Origin of the sequence: Vibrio sp. 1562 (assembly GCF_033340155.1) — a bacterium.
Taxonomy (GTDB): domain Bacteria; phylum Pseudomonadota; class Gammaproteobacteria; order Enterobacterales; family Vibrionaceae; genus Vibrio; species Vibrio alginolyticus.
Genome location: NZ_JAWOVY010000022.1, coordinates 573 through 22445 on the forward strand (window position 1 = coordinate 573; position 21873 = coordinate 22445).

General features: G+C 42.3%; 24 protein-coding genes and 1 pseudogene. 13 read left to right on the forward strand and 12 right to left on the reverse strand.

The annotated features are described in order from the left end of the window. Nucleotides 1–820 precede the first annotated feature (820 nt). A complete protein-coding gene (locus R7Z49_RS18835; RefSeq protein ID WP_169629211.1) occupies nucleotides 821–955 on the forward strand; it encodes an MbeD/MobD family mobilization/exclusion protein in 135 nt (44 codons plus the stop codon). 104 nt (nucleotides 956–1059) lie between these two features. Here the strand turns inward: R7Z49_RS18835 and R7Z49_RS18840 are convergent, their stop codons facing one another. Beyond that, on the reverse strand, nucleotides 1060–2595 hold the full coding sequence (locus R7Z49_RS18840; RefSeq protein ID WP_169629213.1) for a PKD domain-containing protein: 1536 nt from the start codon (nucleotides 2593–2595) through the stop codon (nucleotides 1060–1062). A 198-nt stretch (nucleotides 2596–2793) separates the two neighbouring features. Here R7Z49_RS18840 and R7Z49_RS18845 point away from each other — a divergent pair. The 8 genes and pseudogenes from R7Z49_RS18845 to R7Z49_RS18875 form a co-directional block, all read left to right on the forward strand. After that, nucleotides 2794–3208, forward strand: a pseudogene (locus R7Z49_RS18845) (ISAs1 family transposase); the annotation flags it as partial. Between the two features lie 24 nt (nucleotides 3209–3232). Beyond that, a complete protein-coding gene (locus R7Z49_RS18850) occupies nucleotides 3233–3385 on the forward strand; it encodes a hypothetical protein (protein ID WP_212577753.1) in 153 nt (50 codons plus the stop codon). Nucleotides 3386–3592: 207 nt separating this feature from the next. Then, complete coding sequence (locus tag R7Z49_RS18855) at nucleotides 3593–3940, forward strand: MobC family plasmid mobilization relaxosome protein (protein ID WP_169629215.1); 348 nt, start codon at nucleotides 3593–3595, stop codon at nucleotides 3938–3940. A 686-nt stretch (nucleotides 3941–4626) separates the two neighbouring features. Then, on the forward strand, nucleotides 4627–5076 hold the full coding sequence (locus tag R7Z49_RS28130) for an MbeB family mobilization protein (protein ID WP_353616425.1): 450 nt from the start codon (nucleotides 4627–4629) through the stop codon (nucleotides 5074–5076). After that, nucleotides 5077–5310, forward strand: a complete 234-nt coding sequence (locus tag R7Z49_RS28135; RefSeq protein ID WP_169567099.1) for an MbeD/MobD family mobilization/exclusion protein — start codon at nucleotides 5077–5079, stop codon at nucleotides 5308–5310. It abuts the gene before it with no gap. 61 nt (nucleotides 5311–5371) lie between these two features. Further along, nucleotides 5372–5764, forward strand: coding sequence for a type II toxin-antitoxin system RelE/ParE family toxin (locus R7Z49_RS18865; protein WP_224723981.1), 393 nt, complete (start codon nucleotides 5372–5374; stop codon nucleotides 5762–5764). Then, complete coding sequence (gene nadS, locus R7Z49_RS18870; RefSeq protein ID WP_031780719.1) at nucleotides 5754–6041, forward strand: NadS family protein; 288 nt, start codon at nucleotides 5754–5756, stop codon at nucleotides 6039–6041. Before R7Z49_RS18865 ends, nadS begins: the two co-directional genes overlap by 11 nt. A gap of 16 nt (nucleotides 6042–6057) precedes the next feature. Continuing rightward, nucleotides 6058–6228 (forward strand): hypothetical protein, encoded by a 171-nt coding sequence (locus R7Z49_RS18875; protein ID WP_005398424.1) that lies wholly within the window; start codon nucleotides 6058–6060, stop codon nucleotides 6226–6228. Nucleotides 6229–6459: 231 nt separating this feature from the next. On the opposite strand, the gene R7Z49_RS18880 is transcribed toward R7Z49_RS18875, so the two are convergent. The 9 genes from R7Z49_RS18880 to R7Z49_RS18920 all read right to left on the reverse strand — a co-directional run bounded on the left by R7Z49_RS18880 (nucleotide 6460) and on the right by R7Z49_RS18920 (nucleotide 13018). Beyond that, nucleotides 6460–6675 carry a hypothetical protein gene (locus R7Z49_RS18880; protein WP_169629209.1) on the reverse strand — a complete coding sequence of 72 codons (216 nt, stop codon included), beginning with the start codon at nucleotides 6673–6675 and terminating at the stop codon, nucleotides 6460–6462. A 491-nt stretch (nucleotides 6676–7166) separates the two neighbouring features. After that, nucleotides 7167–7709: an outer membrane protein gene (locus R7Z49_RS18885; protein ID WP_225462611.1), complete on the reverse strand. Its 543-nt coding sequence runs from the start codon at nucleotides 7707–7709 to the stop codon at nucleotides 7167–7169. Nucleotides 7710–8028: 319 nt separating this feature from the next. Next, on the reverse strand, nucleotides 8029–8283 hold the full coding sequence (locus tag R7Z49_RS18890) for a hypothetical protein (RefSeq protein ID WP_031848029.1): 255 nt from the start codon (nucleotides 8281–8283) through the stop codon (nucleotides 8029–8031). Nucleotides 8284–8285: 2 nt separating this feature from the next. Further along, on the reverse strand, nucleotides 8286–8564 hold the full coding sequence (locus R7Z49_RS18895; RefSeq protein ID WP_081107531.1) for a conjugal transfer protein TrbL: 279 nt from the start codon (nucleotides 8562–8564) through the stop codon (nucleotides 8286–8288). Then, nucleotides 8545–9837, reverse strand: a complete 1293-nt coding sequence (trbL, locus tag R7Z49_RS18900; protein ID WP_031848031.1) for a P-type conjugative transfer protein TrbL — start codon at nucleotides 9835–9837, stop codon at nucleotides 8545–8547. The genes R7Z49_RS18895 and trbL overlap by 20 nt, the downstream gene beginning before the upstream one ends. 2 nt (nucleotides 9838–9839) lie before the next feature. Next, nucleotides 9840–10037: a hypothetical protein gene (locus R7Z49_RS18905; protein WP_031420168.1), complete on the reverse strand. Its 198-nt coding sequence runs from the start codon at nucleotides 10035–10037 to the stop codon at nucleotides 9840–9842. Nucleotides 10038–10039: 2 nt separating this feature from the next. Further along, nucleotides 10040–10816 (reverse strand): P-type conjugative transfer protein TrbJ, encoded by a 777-nt coding sequence (gene trbJ / locus R7Z49_RS18910; protein ID WP_025518621.1) that lies wholly within the window; start codon nucleotides 10814–10816, stop codon nucleotides 10040–10042. A gap of 951 nt (nucleotides 10817–11767) precedes the next feature. Then, complete coding sequence (locus R7Z49_RS18915) at nucleotides 11768–12781, reverse strand: replication protein RepA (protein WP_064377448.1); 1014 nt, start codon at nucleotides 12779–12781, stop codon at nucleotides 11768–11770. Between the two features lie 12 nt (nucleotides 12782–12793). Then, a complete protein-coding gene (locus R7Z49_RS18920; protein WP_025622075.1) occupies nucleotides 12794–13018 on the reverse strand; it encodes a helix-turn-helix transcriptional regulator in 225 nt (74 codons plus the stop codon). A gap of 207 nt (nucleotides 13019–13225) precedes the next feature. On the opposite strand from R7Z49_RS18920, the gene R7Z49_RS18925 reads away from it, so the two are divergent. The 4 genes from R7Z49_RS18925 (at nucleotide 13226) to ptuB (ending at nucleotide 18587) form a co-directional block, all read left to right on the forward strand. Next, a complete protein-coding gene (locus R7Z49_RS18925) occupies nucleotides 13226–14578 on the forward strand; it encodes a hypothetical protein (protein WP_064377450.1) in 1353 nt (450 codons plus the stop codon). A 669-nt stretch (nucleotides 14579–15247) separates the two neighbouring features. Further along, nucleotides 15248–16195, forward strand: a complete 948-nt coding sequence (locus tag R7Z49_RS18930; protein ID WP_064377452.1) for a retron St85 family RNA-directed DNA polymerase — start codon at nucleotides 15248–15250, stop codon at nucleotides 16193–16195. Next, complete coding sequence (ptuA, locus tag R7Z49_RS18935; RefSeq protein WP_064377455.1) at nucleotides 16196–17812, forward strand: retron Ec78 anti-phage system effector ATPase PtuA; 1617 nt, start codon at nucleotides 16196–16198, stop codon at nucleotides 17810–17812. Further along, entirely contained in the window at nucleotides 17796–18587 is a 792-nt protein-coding gene (gene ptuB, locus R7Z49_RS18940; protein ID WP_064377457.1) for a retron Ec78 anti-phage system effector HNH endonuclease PtuB, read from the forward strand. The genes ptuA and ptuB overlap by 17 nt, the downstream gene beginning before the upstream one ends. Nucleotides 18588–18757: 170 nt before the next feature. Here the strand turns inward: ptuB and R7Z49_RS18945 are convergent, their stop codons facing one another. Both R7Z49_RS18945 and guaA read right to left on the reverse strand, forming a co-directional pair. Next, entirely contained in the window at nucleotides 18758–19945 is a 1188-nt protein-coding gene (locus tag R7Z49_RS18945; RefSeq protein WP_025576694.1) for a tyrosine-type recombinase/integrase, read from the reverse strand. 306 nt (nucleotides 19946–20251) lie between these two features. Then, nucleotides 20252–21805, reverse strand: coding sequence for a glutamine-hydrolyzing GMP synthase (gene guaA / locus R7Z49_RS18950; protein ID WP_005381685.1), 1554 nt, complete (start codon nucleotides 21803–21805; stop codon nucleotides 20252–20254). Between the last annotated feature and the right edge of the window lie 68 nt (nucleotides 21806–21873).

Below are 21873 nucleotides of genomic sequence, written 5' to 3' on the forward strand. Positions count from 1 at the left end.
CCTTATAGTTGATTTGGAGATATTATGCATGCATGGGAGTATCGTTAATAGCGAATATTTAACGTAACGCTCGTTGTACGAATCCCCAAGGTCGCTAGTGTAGGCGACCTTTTTACAACTGGCAGATACGAAAAACGCCTCCCATTGGGAGGCGTTTTTCTTGAGGACGTTCATTACCTTAGAAAAGGATCGTTGAGATCCATGCTCTTTGGTTGTAATCTCAATCCCCAGATATGAAAAAACCGCCTTGCAGGGCGGTTTATTTCGGAATACTTACTAGTTTGCAACCTGTGTAAGTCCTTTCATGATAGCCATATCATCTAAGCACTTCAAGTATTCCTGCACCTGTTTTGGATTCAAGATGTTTTGGAACAGGCGATGCGTATCAGTCACCGACCAAGGGAAGTTCCAAAGGTGACAGGTAAAGGCACTAATCAAAACTTGCGAAAGCACGATAAAACCGCTCTCTTGTAGCTGCTAGAGGGAGAACTGCGGAAAAGGAATAATTGATTAGTGTTGTGAGACTGGAATGGGGGCGTAAAGCCTTACTCACAGCGCAGGGCAGCCCGAAAGGGAAGAGACTTACCCAATCTGAAAGCGACCAAAAAGATACCCAAATCACTCATAAATTTGAGTCGAAATGGGTAGGGGTCGGCGCAGCCGAAAGGGCGGCGTGCGCTAGCTTTCCTAGCATCCTTATCGTTTCTTTCAGGACAAAGAGGGGCGTTACATCGTGATCCCAGAGGGATACTCTGTGAAAGGGGGATTGACTCTCAACGATGGCCAGAACGAACTTATCAAACTGGTGGAGAAGTAGAACATGACCGAGTTAGAAACCCTATTATTGAACGAATTCGAGCAATTGCAGACGCAGCACGAAATACAACAAAAGGAATTTGTGAATCTATACAACGATTTAGCGGAGCAGCTCCAGCAGTTGGAAACCCTGATTTGAATCAAGTATCAGTAATCTCTTTTTCAGGGAGTTTGAATCTGGTCACACGCTGCAATTGAGATTGAAGCATGAAAAAAGGCCCCGAAGGGCCTTTTAAAACTGGATTAGATACAGGTTCCACTGCTGCAATCAGGCATATCGGCCCAGAAGAGAACGTTTTCTTCTTTCACAATGCCCAGAGTCATCATGACCTGAACCAGTGGGCTCTTTAATGCTTGTTCACGATCGGTGATCTCTTCGGATGAAGTGAAAACGATGAATTTGATGTTTTCCGCTGGAATAGTGAAATACAAAGAGCTGGCCACACCGGCGATAGTATCAGGCAGCATATCTGTCATCATCAGGACTTCGAAAGAGATGGCTGACGGAATGTTCACCATATTATCAAAACTGCTAATAATGATGTCATTGATAACACCACCGCGAGGATGCCCTTTGAAGAACAGGTCATGCTCCTTACCAATATAGTAAGGGCTGGTTTCGTTGATAGCATTATTGATGATATTAACCTGTTGCTTGGCGTAGAACTCTTTCTCTTCACCACCGGCCCAGGTAGTCGTCCCCGTGAATACAAAGTTAGCCAGTGGACTCTTGTCATATTCTACTTGCAGCCAATTTTGATCAAAACCTACGATTTCAAGGAACAATGCTTGCTGCTCTGAGGACAGTTTTGCATATTTATCCCACTGCATTTGTTTGAGGCTATCACCCAGATACTCTTTTAACTCGTGTAGTTTTGGATCAAGCGTCAAAAAGTCAGATCTCAGCATTGAGTACTCAGTAGGGTAGAGTGAATGCCAGTTAAACTGAGTAGTCAACCAGGGCGCGGAAGAACCACCTGAACCTAAAATGATATTTTTAAGGTTGTCACCGGCTTGCTGTAACAGGTAGGTCTTATCCTGGGTATTGCGCCAGTTGTACAGGTTCACGTATTCAGCAGAGCCATCGTCATAGAGCCTGATGTTGTCAATGTCGACATGTGGCTGCTTATGCAGCCGCTGTAGCATAAGTTTTAGGTTGTCATATGACTTCAGCGTGTTGGTACTGATTGAAACCTTGAGTCTGTGATGATCTTCTGCAAAGGCAGAAATAGCTTCAAGCATTTCTGCCGATGTATGGTTTGACTCAAGTGGGAAGCGACTGATATTCAGTTGCGCCAGATGCTCTTGCGTCGGATTGATACGGCCCCAGGACACATAGCGCTCAGCTGTCGGGTGAGCCTCTGCAGAGGCGATGATGTCCAATACCTGATGTAAAGAGGGGAGAGATGCGTGATCAACATAAACTTCCAGTGATGGAGACACCACGGACACTTTTGCATCGGTTGAGTACTGATCACCATTCTTACTGGTTCCTTTAAACTGGAAGCAATACTCTTCATCGTTGTCCAGTTTTGGAGCGGTAAGTGTCAGATTGACGGTTTGGCTTGTGTCAGAAGGAATAATGGATATCGAACCACATGTTTGAGTCCAGCTGAAACTTTCTAAATCGGGATTGCTGTCGTTTTGAATCGGATTAAGGGTAAATTCTTGATTGTCTATGACATCGAATTTGACGCTGTTGTTGTGGGTCTGATGATCGTCATCAGAGCAGCCTGCGAGAATTGCAGCTGTTAAGAGTAGCCAAGGCTTAACGTCCATTTAGAGGTCCCGATGTGAAAAGGTGAAAACTCCGCATTAAATATTATTTACGACGGCGTTGTCTGTGATGTAAGTAGCAGCTTAAGGCTTAATTGTCTGCAGGGTGAGGTCGTGAACGTTTTTTAAGCAAAATGACGACTAATTTGACGATCCCATTTATTAGCTGTGATCTTATACTCCCTTTTTAGGGAAAGCATCATGCACATCGATCACTTCAAAGAACATTTTCAAACGATTACTGATCTACGCCAAATCCCTAAGGTCACTTACTGCCTCTTCGAAGTCCTTTTGGCTCGCTATGTGCGGTTATTGCTGGTGCGAAAGGTTGGTTTGATATCCGTGAATACATTCTCGGTCATCATAATTGGTTTAAGCGCAATGGCCTGTTTTTACATAGTGTTCCTGTTGATGACACGATTGCTCGAATAATCTCAACGATTGACCCCGAGCATTTCATGAATGCTTCATTAACTGGATGTCATCAATACACACCCTTACCGAAGGTCAAGTGATTGCGATTGATGGCAAAACACTTCGAGGCTCATACAATCGTGAAGACAGGGCGAGCACCATTCATATGATCAGTGCTTATGCATCGTCAAACAAGCTCGTGCAAATTAATTGATGGCGTGTTCGAATGATTTCTTATTGGAAGAAAACGGAAGAAATTTACCATGATGATGGTTTGACGTTGATCATTGGATGGTATGACCATAAGCATGAACACGATGGTGGCTTCAAATCGCTTGGTGTTCATTGGGGGATTACCCTAAATCTAGGGGGGTATTAAGCCCTTGTGTGATACCAGAAGTCACTAGAAAATCAATGTTGGCAGGACTTCTTCATAAAGCAATTATTGATGGTAATCATGAAGAAAAGAAAGCATTAAGCAAGGCTACACAAAGACCCCTCCACTTCGTTACGTTGTCATTGTGCCTTGTAAGGGACGCTACGCTCCCTTAACCCTAGTTAAAAGCACTCAAACTAAAGAATTGCCATGACTGAAAAGAAGAAAGTAATACGAGAAAAGTCCATCAAGATCAGAGTCACTGAGGCTGAACTTCAAGCTCTGAAAGATCGGTGTGATGGTGCGGAATTAGCTCCTTGGATGAGAGAGACTTGTCTTGGGGAACGGACTCTTAAAAGAGCCAATGTTCCTAAAGTAGACCCCGCATTATTGCGCCAGTTATCTGGGCTTGGAAATAACTTGAATCAGATTACTAGAGTAGTGAATACCCAGAATTATGATGTCGTGAATGTGGTTCAAGTATTGGCCCAACTTTCAGCAATCGAGCGTCAGCTTGGGCAAATAATGGCAAAGTATGATTGTTCAGTTCGCTCGTAGAGGTAAGGGTATTGGGAGTGGCCCTGTTGATTATCTCTTAGGGAAAGATAGAAATCGGGAGAGGGCGAAACTCAATCAAGGCGATCCTGATTTAGTTCAATCACTCATTGATTCGAGTCCTTACGCCAAAAAGTACACATCGGGCTTTCTCTGTTTTGCTGAAACGGACTTATCACAAGAGATTAAAGATCGCCTCATGGCTGATTTTGAAAAGGCTTTGTTACCAGGCTTAGACAAAGACCAATACTCCATTCTTTGGGTAGAGCATCTTGATAAAGGGCGGTTAGAGCTGAACTTTGTTATTCCAAATATTGAGCTTCATTCTGGCAAGCGACTTCAACCTTACTACCACTTTGCAGACAATCCTCGTATCGATGCGTGGCGCACCATTCAGAATCTTGAACTAGGGCTTCATGACCCAGATGACCCTGCTAATCAGCAAGGCTTGGTGAGTGCTAAAGACACTCCATCCGATGCAAAAGAGATTCAGCAACTTCTTACCGATGGTCTACTTAATCTTGCTCAATCAGGCGCAATCCGTAGTCGAAAAGGGGTAATTGGTGCGCTTGAAAGCAAAGGATTTGAGATTGCCAGAGTGACAGCTAAAAGCATCAGTATTAAGAATCCCGAAAGTGGGAAACGAAACATAAGATTAAAAGGTTTGTTGTATGAGCAAGATTTTGAATATGGCGAGGGACTTCAATTCGCAATCGAAGAAGCAAGCCAACGCTATCGAGCAAACGCTAAAGAAAGACTTCGAGAGGCACGAACAACGTATTCAAGATGCGTTGAAATCAAGCGAGCAGAAAATCATAAACGACATCCAAGAGCAGCAATCACGTTTGAATCTCTTGGTGATGAAAACATGGATTTGGTTGCCAGTGACCCTGTTATTTTTGGTGATCGTCAGTTACGGGATCGCTTGGTATCAAGGGCAGACGATATTAGACAATCAGAAAAAGATAGCCCGCCAAAAAGCGATCCTAGAGCAGTTCCAGAACAAGACTTGGGGGCTTTCTCTGTACGAGAGCCAGAAAGGGGAACGTTTTATTGTGATACCAGAGGGTTACTCGATTCTGGAGGGGTGGACAATGAACGATGGCAAGAACGAGCTGATCAAGTTGGAGAGGAAATAAATGACCGAGCTAGAGAAACAACTTTTGCACGCCTTCGAGGTTTTAGAGAGGCAGCACAAGGAGCAGCACAGCGAGTTCGTGAAGCTCTACAAGGATTTAGAGAAAAGATTCGAGCAGAGCAGCGAGGAGAACCAACGCTTACAGAGCAGTGTGAGCAGCTTGACCATGCAAGTAAACAACTTGACGCAGCAGCTCCAGTCGTTGGAAAAGCAATACAGCAAGAGCAGTCGTTAGCACGACAAAATCGCAGAGGTCGAGGTTTCGGATTTAATCGTTAATACATTTGAAAACACGCTTGCCAGGAGTACAATGTACTCCTATTCTTTTGGGAGAGGATCGGGTTATTAGCTACGCATTAGAGTTTATTGAAACGCCATTGTTTGAATCTCAGCGAAAAGAGATGCTCACGGATGAAGAGTTTCGAGCGTTGCAGTCAGACATCATCAAAAACCCAGAAATGGGATCGTTGATTGTCGGAACGGGAGGGCTAAGAAAAGTTCGCCTTGCTGGAGAATCGACAGGTAAGAGTGGTGGTTATCGAACGATTTACTTACTGATCCAACCTGATGTTGTCTATTTGGTGTTGCTGTACAAGAAAGGGAGAAAGGACTCTTTAACTCAGAAAGAGAAGAATCTCCTTAAAGAAGTGTCGAGGTCGATTAAGAGAGAGTATGACAATGAGCAATAGTATTTTTGATGAACTTTATACATCGATGAAGCAAGCCGAAGCGATTGCAAAAGGAGAGCAGACTCCTGCGAATATCACTCGTTATGAGATTGCCGATGTTAAAGCGATCCGAGCACAACTGGATGTCAGCCAAAAAGAGTTGGCACAAGCGATGGATGTGAGTATTGATACCGTGAAAAGTTGGGAGCAAGGACGGAGAAATCCGACAGGTTTAGCAAGCAAAGTCCTGACTCTACTCTCTAAAGAGCCAGAGCTTTATGCGAAGTTTTCAGTTTAAAGATTAAGAGGTGTCTATGAGTGCAGCTGTTACTTTTGAGCAATTCTGTCAGCGTTACGAGTACGATCCGAGAAGTTCGTTATCTCGATTTGAATATGAGAAGTACAAAGAGAAGAAGTACAAAGAGAACTTAGAGATAGCTAACGAGCTGATCACCAAAGATGCCATCGATAAGATGAAAACATAGAAAAAACGCCCTTAGAGGGCGTTTTTTGTTTCAATCGAACAGCGAACTTTTTGCCCTGTAAATCGCTCTGAAAGCGTCACAAACTTACAGCCCGATTTCTGGCTAAGTAGGTAAGGATAAGTGCTTAAAAACGCTCCTGGAGCGTTTTGAGAGCGTCAGGTTGGCGTTTTGAGATGCTAAGTCGGCTATTTAACGTAATAGGAATAATCACCACCACAACGTTATGTTGCTTTAAATTATGATCTTCTTTGCTTCGATTTGAAGCCATTCAAATGTGTTTTCGGGCTCTCCATGCATTTCCATTTGATGCCAAAGTTTTTCAAATGACAAAATAGTGATTTGTAGAGCAACTTCTTCATTTCCAATTTCCATTGTTAAATTTTCGAGAAGTTTAATCGTATGAGCATCTACTAAAGTGTCGTATTTTTTTATTCCACACAAAGCCATAACAAAATACTCACAAGGTGGTAATATATGTAACCTTATAATAGTGCTCAATTGCGTATATAGTGGTTTTTTTTTGCCTCAGTCTATTAAGAACGTTCAATTGCTCACACAAACCTAGTCTTAAATATGATGTGTATGAGATAAATGGGATAAAGCGTGAAACTAAAAATTTATTTTAAAACATTGGATAACAAAGGCTTTGAAATCGCATCATATCAAGAGCATTACGAGACAATTATTGCTCAATGGCTTTCGTTAGGTCGTACACTATAATCGAGTTCTTTTTGCCTTGTGCTGTACGATGATGATGGTAAGTGTGTAGATGCCAAATATCTTTCAAAAAATAATTTTAGTCGATTGCTGATAGAGTGGGACCGCTTTGGTTTAAAAGAAAGTAATGATTAATTTAACGTAACACATATAAACAGCACTTAAAAAAGCCTCCCGAATGGGAAGCTTTTTGGTTGTGATAACTCATTCGTCGCAAGCTACTAGAAGTTATATCTCATACCAACTGTCACACCTTGAATGTTGATATCTACACCATCAAATTCAGCAGACCTGTATCTGTAGCCGATAGCAAGGTCTACATTGTCAAGCATGTAACCTACTTCCAATCCTGCTTGATAAGAGAACTTGGATTCTGATTCAGATATACCGAAGACGTTGGTTTCGCCCTTTAATGAACCAACGCCAAGAATGAGTGCGCTATATAATTTATTACCTTTATCTATAAACTTAGGGCGTGCGTTAATATAAAAGGCATCACCTTTAACACTGGCATCTTCATTAAATTCAGCTTCACCAAAATGTTGGTATTCTAACTCCACACCTAAATCTACATTAGGGTGAACTGCAAAATTATAACCAGCATACACCCCTCCACCTAAGTCGTTGCTTTCATCAATAGTTGCAATACCAGCATCTAACTCAGTATTGTGACCTACAAGTAAATTGCCGCCGACATAAAAATGGTCTACCTCGTTTGCACTTGCACTTGCACTTAAGAGTGCTAGTAAAATCAGTTTTTTCACTTTAAGTCCTTATAGTTGATTTGGAGATATTATGCATGCATGGGAGTATCGTTAATAGCGAATATTTAACGTAACGCTCGTTGTGCGCATCAAGCCAAAGCCTAATCTTGAGGCAATCCTTTTAGCTAGCGCTATCTTAACCGAAGCGCTAGCTCTCCCAAACTCACTTTGCCATACAAAAAGTAATTTATGAATTGCTAATTTAAGTAGATGCTCTAGCTGATTTCTGTCCAAAAACGAGTTACAGCTTCACTATAATCGGTTTGATGTATGTGAAAATACGGGCCGGTGCACCATCACCGGCCCGTGTGCTTTCTAACTACTTGCGTCGGTCAAACGGCCAGCGTCTCATGTTGTCGATTTGATCGACCGTTCTCGTCACGTCCTTGTAGGCACGCCCGGCCAGCTTGTTTTGGAATGCCTCCATTTTATCGGCAATGGTTGTCATCTTAGGGCCGTGTCCAGTGTTGTATAGCCACTGTCCTAAAAAATAGAAGGCCAGCATCACAATGAACATCACTGCGAAGAAACCAAATACCTCCGCAAGGTTTTGAGGTGGAAAGTTAAACTCCATAATCAGTAATCCTTATCTAGTTCGGCCGAACGGCCTTTATTGACAAAGCTAGCAACCTCTTCGTTGCGTTCCTGGGCATACGCAACGTAGTCCTCAACGTCAAAGGTGTGCTTTTCCGGGTTGCGCTCTTGCCATTCAGCATGTGCTTGGCGGGCTTCTTCCTGGTCCTCGCTGGATAGGCCATCAAAGCCGCCGGTTTGATTCATCCAGCTAGTACCCACACCGCCTAAGCTATCGTTGTCAAATGCAGGTGAAGCGTCGTCAGTCGCCCTCCTGGTCATCACTATCCCCTTCATCTTTCGTACTGTTTCTGATCGAGCTGGCTAAACGGCCTCCAGCAGTGCCGCTGATTCTATCCCCGGCCATATCACCCATTCCCTTGATCAAATTCGCACCGGTATCCGCAGCAATACGACCCGCTTTTACAGCGCTGCCTTTAAAACCGCCAGAGGATTCGCCACCGCTAGAAGATTGGCCGGAAACTTGGGAGAAGGAGCCAGCCTCGTCAGTATCACCGCTACCGCTAAATGCACTGCTAAGGCTCGACATCACGTCAGCATTGTTCGCTACGTTCTCACCTGCTTTTGCAAACGCAGCTTGAATAGCAGACGCACCGCCAGCGGTAGCCATTGCTGCACCGGCAGCCATACCACCAGTGGCAACAGCCGCTCCGGCCATCGCACCAGTACTTATGCTGCCAGCCCCCGCCGCCGCGCCGCCTCCAGGAACTAGGCTAGCAACCACATTGGGAACAGAGTGAATAAGCATTACGAGAACCAGTGAAACGACAAAGATCACCAGCAGTTCACGCATAGGGGCGTCATTGGATAGATCAGCATAAAAACCGTCCATAATCGACATGGCAATGCCAATGAGCAAAGTCATTGTCATCAGCTTCAAAGCAACGCCCAATACGCTTTTGAAGTAGTTGATTGCTATATCTGAAGTCCAACGCGAACCACCAAACCCCAGCACGAAAACACCGGCATATATCAATATCCAAGCTGTTACCAAGGCCAACAACACATTAGCTGCCACAACCGCCATACATGCCAAAATTGCTAGCGTGATGAAGAAGATAGACAAGTTATCTATAGGGTTTGTGAAGCTGTAGGACTCACCAGCTTTAACAATAATGTCGAAAGCAATGCTAATAGGCTCTGAGGGGGTTAGGTCTCTCGGAAGGCCACCGGCTTGAGCACCGATCGTTCTCAACGAGTCGATGATTGACGTCGCAAAGTCCGGGCCGTTTCTGAGTAACCAGAGGAAGAAACCAAACGTCAGGATAAAGCGCATAAACTCGGCAAAGAACTCCCTCATATCAGCTTGTTTAAGGATTAAAGTCCCGCCAGTCCAAACAAGAGATATAGTTCCCAGCGTCCAAAACAGCCACACGGCATGGTTTGTAATTACCGTACTCCAAGTGGTACTGGCGATCATGAAGCGCATAGCCACCTCATCCAAGACACCATTAGGCTCAATGGCCGCCGACGCAGTTTGCGAGGTAAGTAAAACAGCTAGTAGCATCACAAGTCGAATGCATATCTTGCTCATAATTAGAACCCCTTATTCTTGGAGCGATCCGTGTGCTCGCCCATATTCCAAAGACAGTTCCCTTCTTCCCTCTGCTCTTTCGTCAGGCTCGGGTTATTACAGTTGATCGTTGTAGACTTTGGCCCTCCATCTTCACCACACCCTACCAGAACGAAAGAGGCCAACACGCTGACGATAAAAACTCGAATGATATTCTTCATGATTAGAACCCCCTGTTTTTTGAACGGTCGGTTGGATCTCCCATATCAAATAACCTTTCACGGGACGCTTGATATTGAGCTTCTCGGTCGGCTTCAGCCTGCATTCGAGAACCAACAGCATTCTGCTGAGCAATCAACAAGCTACGGATTTGAAGGAGTTGGTTGGCCTGGTTACTAGCAAGCTGGTTGGCATAGCCAATAGCAGCTAACTGACCATCAGCTCCCTGGGCTGCTGACTGTAATCGGTGCAGCTGACGAGCGTCAGCCTGCAAGTTTTTATGCTGTAGCTTCAAGCCTTCAAAGAGAGCATCGTTGGCTGTTTTCTGGGATTCGGACGCCAAGCGACGGTTTTCTTCCATCCTCGCTTGCTCTGCAGGCGTACAACCTCCAGATCCATTGAAGCAAGGTGAACTGCGGTAGTAGGCCACATCCTGGAATTTGCTTAGGTAAGCATCAAGGCTACCAAGCTGGTTTTGATAATAAGCAAGCGTATTGGTGGCATGAGTTAAATCATCAATCGTCGATTGTGCCTGGTCCCAAATATAAGCCGCTGGGGCCATCGTGTTTTGCAGCTGGTTTTCATACTGCTGCAACTGAGTTTGGTACTGTTGGATCTGCTTGGCTGTTTGAGTGACAGACTCCATTGCTGACATAATATTTTGTGTCAGGTTCGTTCCATCAACAACCGGAATCCCAGCGACTACCGGTATGGGAGAGATAAGCGCTAATGAAATAGCAACCGTAGGTATTTTAGCCGCTAAAATACGTATATTGTTCATGATTGAGTGCCCTTAGTATTGTCGTGACTAAGTTGCACCCACCAACCTGTATCGGCCTAAAATCTATAGATATGAGCCTCTACCCCTACTGAAAATCAGCGGTGAATGTGGACCTCTACAAAGATAGGTTGTCACTTTCTATCCTGGCGTCCGACCTGCGCGACACCTTAAAAACGCGCGGCCTCAGAGCTTTGAAACATAGGTGTCATTCCCCTTAAAACTGGTTAGGAGTCCAAGGGCTAAAATCGAGGATTAGATACCTCGTAGAGCAAGATGTCGTTGAGCCCGAAGGTGCGAATAAGTAGTGAGTGAAATAGGAACCATCAACTTGTTGGTGGGCCTACTTCACCTATCTTGCCCGCACCTCAGCACTGTTTATCCATGTTTTGCTATCTGTACATTTCTGCAAAGACGATGAATCTTGTCTGTATTTGTATGTATATGTCTGAAATCACATGGGAAAGGCTTGTAATATTATTTCGATCCCAAATATCTCCCGCCCCTCAAATGTCAATAAATGTTGAAACGCCAAGAAAATTAAATATTAAAGAAATTAATTTTCAATAACTTAAAAAACTCCCATGCCGTTCAAATCCGTTCTATTGACAGTTTCAGACATGTATAAATCAGCTGCACAAGTCAGTGTTTCATAAACTACATTGTTCCAATTTCGAGATTCAAACCTCTCAGTCTTTACCAAATTATCCACTGTGTTTTTCGCTTAACTACAGGTTAATTTTTTATATAGGTAAACCTACAGGAAAGTACTATAGGAGGTTCCACAACCATCTGTTATTAAAAAACTTTTCGGCCTTTCTCGGGACAGAACATGCGCACTCCGGGACAAAACATGCGCAAAACTCCCCCTTTAAAGCGGGACAAAACATGCGTGGATAACTTTCTAATTTCCCAGACTTACTAACACCTAAAACGATGGTGTATACAGTTCCATTACGCTTCAATATCCCGTTCAATCTGTCGTTTTGTCCGTCGAGGTACTTGAGGAGCACTTGGCTTCAAAAGTAATCCTTTTTCGGTTGGAGTAGCATCTAGTTCTGGCCATGCCTGTTGTACCTTTTTAAGTCCACCATTGAACCGTCGTTTAAAGTCTTTGACATTGGCGTAATTCGCTCCCAATTGTCCCATCAAACCTAACCAAGGGATAATTGTGGCTCGCTTTAAATAACTCACCCGATAAGTCGCCCAGCAATATATATCTATGGCCATCGGAGAACGCTTAATCAACCGCAGAACTCTCATATCCAAAGGGACAGGTTTATCTGTAATAAGTTGAAAAAACTTAGGCGATAGTTCCACCCAAGATTCCCCTAATGAATCTTGATCGGATTGCTTTGTACTCCACCAAATATGGGAAATATCAGCAACCCTGGCTCCAGTTTCATCTTCACAAATATATCCACTTTCATCATTTAGTTCTGTATAACTCACACTGATCGTAGTTTTGAACAACCGCCGCATTTGGTCCCTAAAGGGGTCTATTGACCCATTTTCTCCCCCACTTGAACGCACCCCTAGTTTTTTCATAAAACCTCTTTGAGAATCTCCCAGTTCAAGCTTTCGTGCCTCCTGTTCAGTGATATAACCATTGTCCAGTTTTGACTTATTTCTCACTGCTTGTGTACTTACCCAGACCAAGAGATAGCGTGCATAACAACCGAAAGGCAAACCTACAGATGATGGTGCCATCATGTGGATGGTGAAATTACCATTCTTCCGGCTCCACTCATTCGATTTTGGATTGCTGTGCGGCATGGTTGCTTGAATCAGAAGTCGAGCAATAAATCCGAGTTCATTGGCCTCCTGAGCACTGCATTCTTGAATCTCTATGATGGAGTCTACGTAGCTCGATCTCACCTCAACTTTTGTTTTACGGTGCACTACTGGAACATTTTTTTTCTTGTTTGATACAGGGAACTCTGTATCCATAAAATCTTCAAACGACATATTGATTACTGACTACCAAAAAAAGCCCGGTCTAGCTGCTTTGAATGCAGACCTGCGTTTTTCTTCTATCCAGTTCTCAACCTCTGAAAGATCCCAAGCCACACTGCGGCTAGTAAGTACTATTCGTCGAGGAAACTCTCCCCGTTGTTCCATGTTGTAAATAGTCCGATCAGACAAAGGAATCATCTTGAGTAGTGTCTTGCGATTAATCAGGGTTTTATGTGCCAGATCCTGCATGTCTTTGCCTCCTCTTAGTTGCTGAGACCTGACTATGCCAATATTTTTTAAACTCCGGATTGGACGTTTTGGCAGATTAAGTTGAGCCTTCATTTATTTTCATATTGATAAAGGACCAGCTACCAATGAATGCAACTAGTTGCTAGTATATTCATCACGTAATCATTAGTAACATGGCACTGCAGTACGGGGGGACGGGAGTGGCAGATGGAATATGCTGAAATCGAAAAGGAAGCGAGTGATCGCTTAGATACATACTTTATATCTGTATGGGAAGATTGCGACGCCTTTGTCGCCGATGGCATACGGGAGTTTCGAGATCGTTGGGCAAACTACACCGTACATTCAAGAAGAAAAGACCCTAGAAACCATTTGAAAGGTGTTCTGGCCCACAACAAGCTAGAAACAGATAAACTCCCTATTGGAGATCTCATCTTAGAAGTTCTCGATCCCAAGGTGTCGGCGTTCCTTAGCTCTCTTCCTGAGAGTCATTTTCATTTCTTTCCAAATCCCTATCTGAATATTGAACGCTCACCCTTGCCACGTTCAAAAGCTAAATTGACCATGACAGAACGAGTCACACGTGAGATGTCTCTTAAATATGGCTCCAAATTTAAAGAAGATACTCCATTAACCAATCTAGTCATGATGATGGGATTTAAAAACGCTCATGATGTGATCAAACAGCAACTACGACATTTTGAGAATACTGAGCATCAATATCGGCCTATAGATTTTAGGTTTCAAGCAACCGTAGATAATCTGCTCGAACTATTATGGCTGCTTCACCTGACACCTACGCGATTTAAACAACATAGTGCCGACACCAAACTTAATGCACGACGAAAGCAAACCTACTGTGAGCTATGTGGCCAAAGAAATGAACTCGCAGAATATTTCTATAAGCTAGATAACAATATGCCAGATGATGAATATCAGATAGATGATCACAACGAAAAAAATCCTGACAACAAGAAAAAACTGCAGCTCAGCCACCGGTATTGCTCTCGCCATAAACCGAAAAACATTGATGGCCGCACTTGGAATTCGACATACAAAAGTGCTCTGAAATCAAAGGGCCAATTTGAGAAGGAATTACGACGATTGCAGCTTCACATTTTCAAAGTCGAACAGCTTAAAGCTGTATCAGGAGATGAACTAGTTGACCAGTATTTCTACCACTTCCTCCAAGATAAATGCGTAACGCAAAAGCAAGCTGACGCATTTTTCCATTACATTAGGAATAATTTCGAGTACCCGGTAGAGCTAAAGGGCGAAACAGAAAAACTCATTAATGAAGCAGCAGTGAGCTTTACTGGATCTGGTACAACTCTTGGAGCCGGTGATGAAGGAGCTTTACGTAATATAGCCCGAAGAATGGTCGATTCAAGACTTACTGACAATAAGAAAAGAATGCTCGCTCTGAAAAAGAAAGACCAAGGCCTTAGTCAGAAAGCGATTGCTCAAAAACTAACTGAACTTAGTGGTAAAAAAATAACTCCCCAAGCTGTGTCTAAAGCTTTGGGGACAGTTCGTGATGAGTTTCTCTTACTACGCTAGAAGAACTGGAAAAATTTTAGCGGCTAAATTTTACAGAGATACTCCTTTTGTATAGCCATGTATCAGATAACTCTCAGCATTCTCTGGCCTACCGCATAATAACCTTCAGTCAACTGAGTTGTTACCTCAGAGTTGAGTCTCTTGACTTACATTTTCCAACATCAGATTGACGCTCTCTCTCTTAATCGGAGCCAAACCGTTAACAACTTCGGGAACATGCTAAAGCTCACCTCATACGATCAATCCAGTTCTCTAGGGTAGGCTCTACTTGTTGAAACACTGTGGGCAACAACCTGGATGAAACATCAAATAAATTTATGGAAGTAATACAAATGTGGTTGATTTAGAAAGTTTTCTAGAACGTTAGAGTATTTCAGTCTCAATGATTTCGTTTAAGATTGATTCAAATGCCAAAATGAGCTAACTTGAAAAGGCTCTTTAGCGTAATTTGGATTAAGTTTATGATTTAATCTAGTTTGGCGTTGCGCCGAACTCTAATTTATTGAGTGGTTTTGCAGCTGCGGAACGGCATTTCCGAACTGCAATAGTTACTCATTCTTCGCAACGATTGCAGATCGGAAATGCCGCTCCGCGTCTTTAAGTAAAGAGCTCTCGTGATACAGGGAAACCTGTATCACTCTTACTCTTTCAATGTAAGCAACGATATCAATGAAGCTTTCAGTCTTAAGCCACATTTCTCCAGAAGTTTTTCCTGTTGAATTTAGCCATTACTTGGCTAAGAAGCCTTCAGGACACTATAAAGTTTATAAGATTCCCAAACGAACCTTTGGTTTTAGAGTTATTGCACAGCCTACTCCTGAGCTGAAACGCATACAGCGCGCTATAGTTGAGCAGATGAAACCTTGCGTTCAGATTCATAGTTCAGCTAAAGCTTATGTAAACGGAATCAACATAAAAGAAAATGCAAGTGTGCATGTTAAGTCCAGCTATTTACTGAAACTGGATTTGGAAAATTTCTTTAATAGCCTAACACCGTCTATGTTACTAAAAGCTCTGAACTACCAGGATATTGTGCTGGTTAATAATGATATAGAGCCATTGATAGAATTACTATTTTGGAACAGAACTAAAAAGAAAAGTCCAAACCTCGTACTTAGCGTGGGTGCGCCTTCTTCCCCTTTCCTATCAAATTTCATCATGTACGAGTTTGATAAAATTGTCACAAACTACTGTACCAAATTAAATATTAACTATTCTAGATACGCTGATGATTTGACGTTTTCTACTTCAGAGAAAAATTTATTGTTTGTTATTCCTAAGTATATTGAAAATACATTACGTGTTCTATTTGATGATAGAATAAAACTAAATCGATCTAAGACATTTTTTTCTTCCAAGGCACACAATCGTCACGTTACTGGAATAACAATATCTAACAATAATAAATTATCTCTTGGTCGAGATAGAAAAAGATATATACGGGCCTTGCTACATAAATTTTCTATACGAACCCTTGACGACAAAGATGATATAGAGCACTTAAAGGGGCTTATTGGCTTTGCTAAAACTGTAGAGCCAATATTTTTAGATAAAATGAAAAATAGATATGGTGAAAAGGTTTTTATTGACTTATTCAGATATAATGGTGGAGATTAGATGGAAGAAAAATTTAGTAAAACAATTCGACGGTTGATTTCCAGATCTAATAAAGGAGATTTTTCAGCATCTTTCCAACTAGCACAATCGTATGATGAAGGTTTTAGTGTAGAAAGAGATAAAGAAAAGGCACAACATTATTTATCAGTTTGTGCGAGTCAACTTAAAGAAAACAAATTTAGAATAAAGTCAATAAAACTGAATAATTATAAGGGATTTGAGTTCTTAGATTTGAAGCTTTCTAAAGAAAGCTCTACTACAGTGCTAGTAGGAAATAATGGTTGCGGTAAGTCAACTGTACTAGAAGCTATAAAAAAGTGTTTAACTCACCTTAATTCTAGATTAGCTACCAAATCAAATAATGGTGATTTGATAGAAGAAATTGAAATAAAGAATGGTGAAGACTTTTCAAGTATTGGTGCTGAATTCGAAATAGAACAGCAAGTCATCAATATGGAGTTGATGCAGAAGACTGCTTTAAGTTCAAAAAGAGTTCGAGGTAGTTACACGCAGATCAATGATATTTGCCAAATTTTAAGACAAGCAAACGAATCTGACCCCCAACTATCACTACCTCTATTCTGTTCATATACAGTGGAACGAGCAAATGATGTTACAACCAAAGATATCGAGGAATCTGACGAAATAAAAGATGAACATGTATGGAATAAAGCTAAGGCATACAGTAAAAGTTTATCTGGAAAAGCAGATTTTAAATTATTCTTTAGATGGTTTAAGGAGCTAATTGAAAGTGACAACGAACTTTCAAGTAACGCAGATGAGCTAAGAGTAAAGATTCAAGCTAAAGAGAAAGAGATAAATAGCCCACTATTAAAAGAGCTAATCAATAAGCATCCTGAGTTGGAACACCTTTTAGACTCTCACAAAAAAGAGTTGGCAGACTACAAAGAGCAATTAAATTCAATATACACCATAGATGAGAAATCGTTAGATATTGTCAAGGATGCTATATATAAGTTTCTACCAGGTTTTAGTGATTTAAAACTTCAGAGAAAGCCCCTAGATTTAACACTTAATAAAAATGGCACTCAACTAAGTGTATTGCAACTTTCTCAAGGGGAAAAAACCATATTGGCTTTAGTTGCAGATATAGCAAGAAGACTAACTTTACTAAACCCCAAATCGTTATCACCTTTAGAGGGGTCAGGAATCGTTCTTATAGACGAAATAGATCTCCATTTACATCCCTCTTGGCAACAGAAAATTATTCAAAGGCTTGAGTCTACTTTCCCACACATTCAGTTTGTAGTAACAACTCATAGTCCTCAAGTATGCCATACTGTCGATAGTTCATCTATCTGGTTGCTAAAGGATGGGAAAAAGTATAGAGCCCCTAAGGGAACAAGAGGTGCTGTATCCTCTTGGGTATTAAAGAACCTATTTGAGGTTGACGTTCGTCCACCGGATGATGAAATAACACAAAATCTGAAACGCTATCGAGAGCTTGTTTATGATGACAAGTATGACACTGTAGATGCTTTAGAATTGAAAAAACAACTCTCTCGACATTTCGGCTCTGCATATGAGGACTTAGTTCAGTTAGATTTATATATAGATAACCGTAAGTGGGAGAAAGAGTATGAGGAAGATCAATAAGTCTCAAGCTCCTAATGAGCTTACTATTTATGCTATATCTAACCCTGATGATACTTGGGATAGCTTCCGACGTAATAAAAGTAAAGATGCAAAAAAAATAAAAAATAGAATTTTCTCAGAACAAAACTATATTTGTGCGTACTGTGAAATTGAATTATGTGAAGATAATGTTTTTGAGCATCATAGAAGAGTTGAACACTTTAACTCAAAATCTGGTTGGGTGGTAGGTGATGCTCAACCAAATTGGCACTTGGACTGGAATAATGTTATTGGTGTGTGTATTGGTGGTACCGATAGAAATAACACTGAACAGTTTGTTATGCCAGACAATAAATCATGTGATTCATATAAAGAACACCTCGAAACTAACCATGGAGAAAGTAAAAAGTGGCTAGGAAAAATTGTATCTCCCTTAGAAGATAATTTGAGTAGTGATATGTTTAACTATTCTCTAGCCGATGGAAAGCTTGAAGTTAATTTAGATACTGCAAACTTAAAAACATTTGAACACAACAATTTTGGAACAAGTTCAGAACTTCTCGAGTCTACTATCGAAAAGCTTAATTTGAATTGTGATCGACTAAATCTTGCAAGACGAGAAGTCCAATTTAGTTTAGAAAGATTAATAGCATCCTTCAGAAAAACAAATGATATAAACAAATTCAAGTTTATGCTGCGTAAGTGGGCCGGGGTAGATGGACCTCTTTACTTTCAAACAACCAGAGATATATTGGTTAGAGAAAATCGGATTGCTAGAAAAGCTCTAGAGGATTAATCCCATACCCTTCAATATAAAATCCTTGTTCGCTGGGTCGGTCACACCAGATTGGCCCTGTAATTTTATCCCAAACCTTACTTTGCTCAATTCTCAATCTCTAAGTCAAAACAAATTACCAAGTTGTGATAGAGTGAAGAAAAGAGTCGTTTTCTTAATTTAATTACGAGTTAAACAACCCACTCATCAATCATATCAGCCCAGTCCTGTAGCATTGATGCACGTTGCTCTCGATATTCAGCTTTATTGTAAACTGCCCTCACCCCTTTCTGCTCGTGCGCCAGGCATTTTTCTATCCAGTCGGTATTGTACCCTGCTTCATGCAGCAATGTGCTTGCTGTTCGACGTAAATCATGAGGTCCAAATTTATTCAATGACTGGCCCTCCTTTTGCGCGGCCTTGTATGTCAAATCCATGACTCGGTTCATCGTCGCACTACTCATTGGAGCATCAGAGTCATAACGGGAAGGAAGAATGTAATCAGAACCACCGGCAAATGTCTTTAAGGCGATGAGAATGTCCATAGCCTGGCGTGACAAAAATACCAGGTGCGGGTTACGTCGTTTCATTCTCTCCTTGGGGATCGTCCACAACGCTTCACTAAAGTTAATTTCATTCCAGGTTGCATTGGTTAACTCGCTTTTGCGCACCATAGTCAACAACAGCAACTTTACCGAAGCACGAATCGAAGGGGTTGTACCTACCTTTTCCATATAGCGGTACATCAAACCGATCTCAGCCGGCGTTAATGTTCGGTCTCTTGGTTCAAATCGAGCAATACTGGCGGGCCTCACCAAGTCTGCCGGGTTCTCAACTTTCTGCCCTCTCTCAATCGCCCAACGATACACCTGGAGTACAATGTCACGCGTATGCACAGCTGTTGCCGGTGCTCCACGCTCTACTATCGCGTCAGTCAATGCTCGCAGATCTTCATGAGTGATTTCTGTCAGCTTCTGATTGCCAAATTTACCCTCTAACTCTCGGGCATAGACTGAGCGACGCATATCCCGGGTAGAGTCAGCCATCTGATAGCCACGCAGCCATTTCTGAGCCCAGGCACCAAAAGTTTCAGCATCTTTGGCTCTCGCCTTAGCACGGGCTTTCTCTTTGGCCGGTGACTTTCCATCAGTAACCATTCTCTTCGCTTCATTGAGACGCTCACGCGCTTCTGCTAACGTGATGCCTCCTACTCCATAGCGACCAAAGGTAATGGTTTCTTGTCTGCCATTGATCGAGTAATTGTAGCGAAAAGAGATAGAACCTGCGGTAGTGACAGCAACATAGAGGCCATCACGATCATTGACTTTGTAAAGTTTATCTTTGGGTTTGAGATTGCGTAGCTTGGTATCAGTCAGCATGTTTCGACCTATTATTCTTGTTTGATACCATGCTGAAAAACCTCTAAAAAACTAGAAATTAATCTTTATAAAACAGATAGATATAAATATTAATACCATGCCCCATCAAAAACACTCAGCATGGTATCGGGCGTAATCCATGGCATTACCGATGAATCATACCCATCAAAATACCACGGTCAAACCGTGCTTGGCGTTGCCAGACATTGCCAAAAATGACTAAGCCAAAAACAAAAAAAGTCCGCAATTACGCGGACTTAAGTATGATTTAGTGCTTGTTAATGCTAGACCTTTCTTAAAGGAGCATTATTCCCACTCGATAGTCGCTGGTGGCTTACCTGAAATGTCGTAAACAACACGAGAAATGCCATCAACTTCGTTGATAATACGGTTAGATACCTTACCTAGAAAGTCGTATGGTAGGTGTGCCCAATGAGCAGTCATGAAGTCGATAGTTTCTACCGCACGTAGAGACACAACCCAATCGTACTTACGGCCATCGCCCATTACACCAACAGAACGTACTGGTAGGAATACCGTGAACGCTTGAGATACTTTGTTGTATAGATCAGCTGCGTGAAGCTCTTCAATAAAGATAGCATCAGCACGGCGTAGCAAGTCACAGTACTCTTTCTTGATTTCACCAAGAACACGAACACCTAGACCAGGACCCGGGAATGGGTGGCGGTAAAGCATGTTGTAAGGCAGGCCTAATTCTAGACCAATCTTACGAACTTCATCTTTGAACAACTCACGTAGTGGCTCAACAAGACCCATTTCCATGTCATCTGGAAGACCGCCCACGTTGTGGTGCGATTTGATCACGTGCGCTTTACCAGTCTTAGATGCAGCTGACTCGATTACATCAGGATAAATCGTACCTTGAGCTAGCCATTTCGCGTTTTTCAGCTTCTTAGACTCTTCATCGAATACATCTACGAATACGTGACCGATAGTCTTACGCTTCTCTTCTGGGTCAGACTTGCCTTCAAGTGCTTTTAGGAAGCGTTCTTCAGCGTCAACCTTGATGATGTTCAAACCAAATTGGTCGCCGAACATATCCATTACTTGTTGACCTTCGTTTAGACGAAGTAGACCGTTATCAACAAATACACACGTTAGCTTGTCGCCGATTGCGCGGTGAACCAGCATCGCAACTACCGATGAATCAACACCACCAGATAGACCTAGGATAACTTCGTCGTCACCCACTTGCTCTTTAATGCGAGCAACCGCGTCTTCGATGATAGATTCCGAAGTCCATAGACGCTCACAGCCACATACGCCAAGAACAAAGTTCTCAAGCATTTGTAGGCCACCTTTTGTGTGTGTCACTTCTGGGTGGAACTGAACACCGTAGTATTTCTTCTCTTCGTTCGCCATCGCAGCGTAAGGACAAGTGTCTGTCTCACCAACTTTTACGAAATCGGCTGGGATCTCTACTACTTTGTCGCCATGGCTCATCCAAACGTCTTGAGTTGCTTCAAGGTCTTTAAATAGAGCACATTCACCAGAAACTTTAACCTGAGCGTAGCCAAACTCACGTTCGTTAGAGCCCGCTACTTTGCCTCCTAACTGTTCCGCCATGGTTTGCATGCCGTAACATACGCCAAGCAAAGGAACACCAGAATCAAACACATATTGAGGCGCGCGTGGAGAGTTCTCTTCCGTTACGCTTTCTGGACCGCCAGATAGGATAATGCCATCTGGGTTGAATTCGCGAATATCCGCTTCTTCTACATCCCAGCTCCATAGTTCACAGTAAACGCCGATTTCACGTACGCGGCGTGCTACTAATTGAGTGTACTGAGAACCGAAGTCCAAGATCAGAATACGTTGGTCATGGATATTTTTAGTCATTTTGAGCAGTCTTTTTAAGGCTAAGTGATTAAAACCGAGGCGAGTGTACTCGCCTCTTCTTAATGCTT

Bases quoted from the DNA above. Each gene is read 5' to 3' on its own strand.
- R7Z49_RS18835 (WP_169629211.1), top strand. From the start codon at position 821: ATGACCGAGTTAGAAACCCTATTATTGAACGAATTCGAGCAATTGCAG.
- R7Z49_RS18840 (WP_169629213.1), bottom strand. From the start codon at position 2,595: ATGGACGTTAAGCCTTGGCTACTCTTAACAGCTGCAATTCTCGCAGGC.
- R7Z49_RS18850 (WP_212577753.1), top strand. From the start codon at position 3,233: ATGATTTCTTATTGGAAGAAAACGGAAGAAATTTACCATGATGATGGT.
- R7Z49_RS18855 (WP_169629215.1), top strand. From the start codon at position 3,593: ATGACTGAAAAGAAGAAAGTAATACGAGAAAAGTCCATCAAGATCAGA.
- R7Z49_RS28130 (WP_353616425.1), top strand. From the start codon at position 4,627: ATGGCGAGGGACTTCAATTCGCAATCGAAGAAGCAAGCCAACGCTATC.
- R7Z49_RS28135 (WP_169567099.1), top strand. From the start codon at position 5,077: ATGACCGAGCTAGAGAAACAACTTTTGCACGCCTTCGAGGTTTTAGAG.
- nadS (WP_031780719.1), top strand. From the start codon at position 5,754: ATGAGCAATAGTATTTTTGATGAACTTTATACATCGATGAAGCAAGCC.
- R7Z49_RS18875 (WP_005398424.1), top strand. From the start codon at position 6,058: ATGAGTGCAGCTGTTACTTTTGAGCAATTCTGTCAGCGTTACGAGTAC.
- R7Z49_RS18880 (WP_169629209.1), bottom strand. From the start codon at position 6,675: ATGGCTTTGTGTGGAATAAAAAAATACGACACTTTAGTAGATGCTCAT.
- R7Z49_RS18890 (WP_031848029.1), bottom strand. From the start codon at position 8,283: ATGGAGTTTAACTTTCCACCTCAAAACCTTGCGGAGGTATTTGGTTTC.
- R7Z49_RS18895 (WP_081107531.1), bottom strand. From the start codon at position 8,564: ATGACCAGGAGGGCGACTGACGACGCTTCACCTGCATTTGACAACGAT.
- trbL (WP_031848031.1), bottom strand. From the start codon at position 9,837: ATGAGCAAGATATGCATTCGACTTGTGATGCTACTAGCTGTTTTACTT.
- R7Z49_RS18905 (WP_031420168.1), bottom strand. From the start codon at position 10,037: ATGAAGAATATCATTCGAGTTTTTATCGTCAGCGTGTTGGCCTCTTTC.
- trbJ (WP_025518621.1), bottom strand. From the start codon at position 10,816: ATGAACAATATACGTATTTTAGCGGCTAAAATACCTACGGTTGCTATT.
- R7Z49_RS18915 (WP_064377448.1), bottom strand. From the start codon at position 12,781: ATGTCGTTTGAAGATTTTATGGATACAGAGTTCCCTGTATCAAACAAG.
- R7Z49_RS18920 (WP_025622075.1), bottom strand. From the start codon at position 13,018: ATGCAGGATCTGGCACATAAAACCCTGATTAATCGCAAGACACTACTC.
- R7Z49_RS18925 (WP_064377450.1), top strand. From the start codon at position 13,226: ATGGAATATGCTGAAATCGAAAAGGAAGCGAGTGATCGCTTAGATACA.
- R7Z49_RS18930 (WP_064377452.1), top strand. From the start codon at position 15,248: ATGAAGCTTTCAGTCTTAAGCCACATTTCTCCAGAAGTTTTTCCTGTT.
- ptuA (WP_064377455.1), top strand. From the start codon at position 16,196: ATGGAAGAAAAATTTAGTAAAACAATTCGACGGTTGATTTCCAGATCT.
- ptuB (WP_064377457.1), top strand. From the start codon at position 17,796: ATGAGGAAGATCAATAAGTCTCAAGCTCCTAATGAGCTTACTATTTAT.
- R7Z49_RS18945 (WP_025576694.1), bottom strand. From the start codon at position 19,945: ATGCTGACTGATACCAAGCTACGCAATCTCAAACCCAAAGATAAACTT.
- guaA (WP_005381685.1), bottom strand. From the start codon at position 21,805: ATGACTAAAAATATCCATGACCAACGTATTCTGATCTTGGACTTCGGT.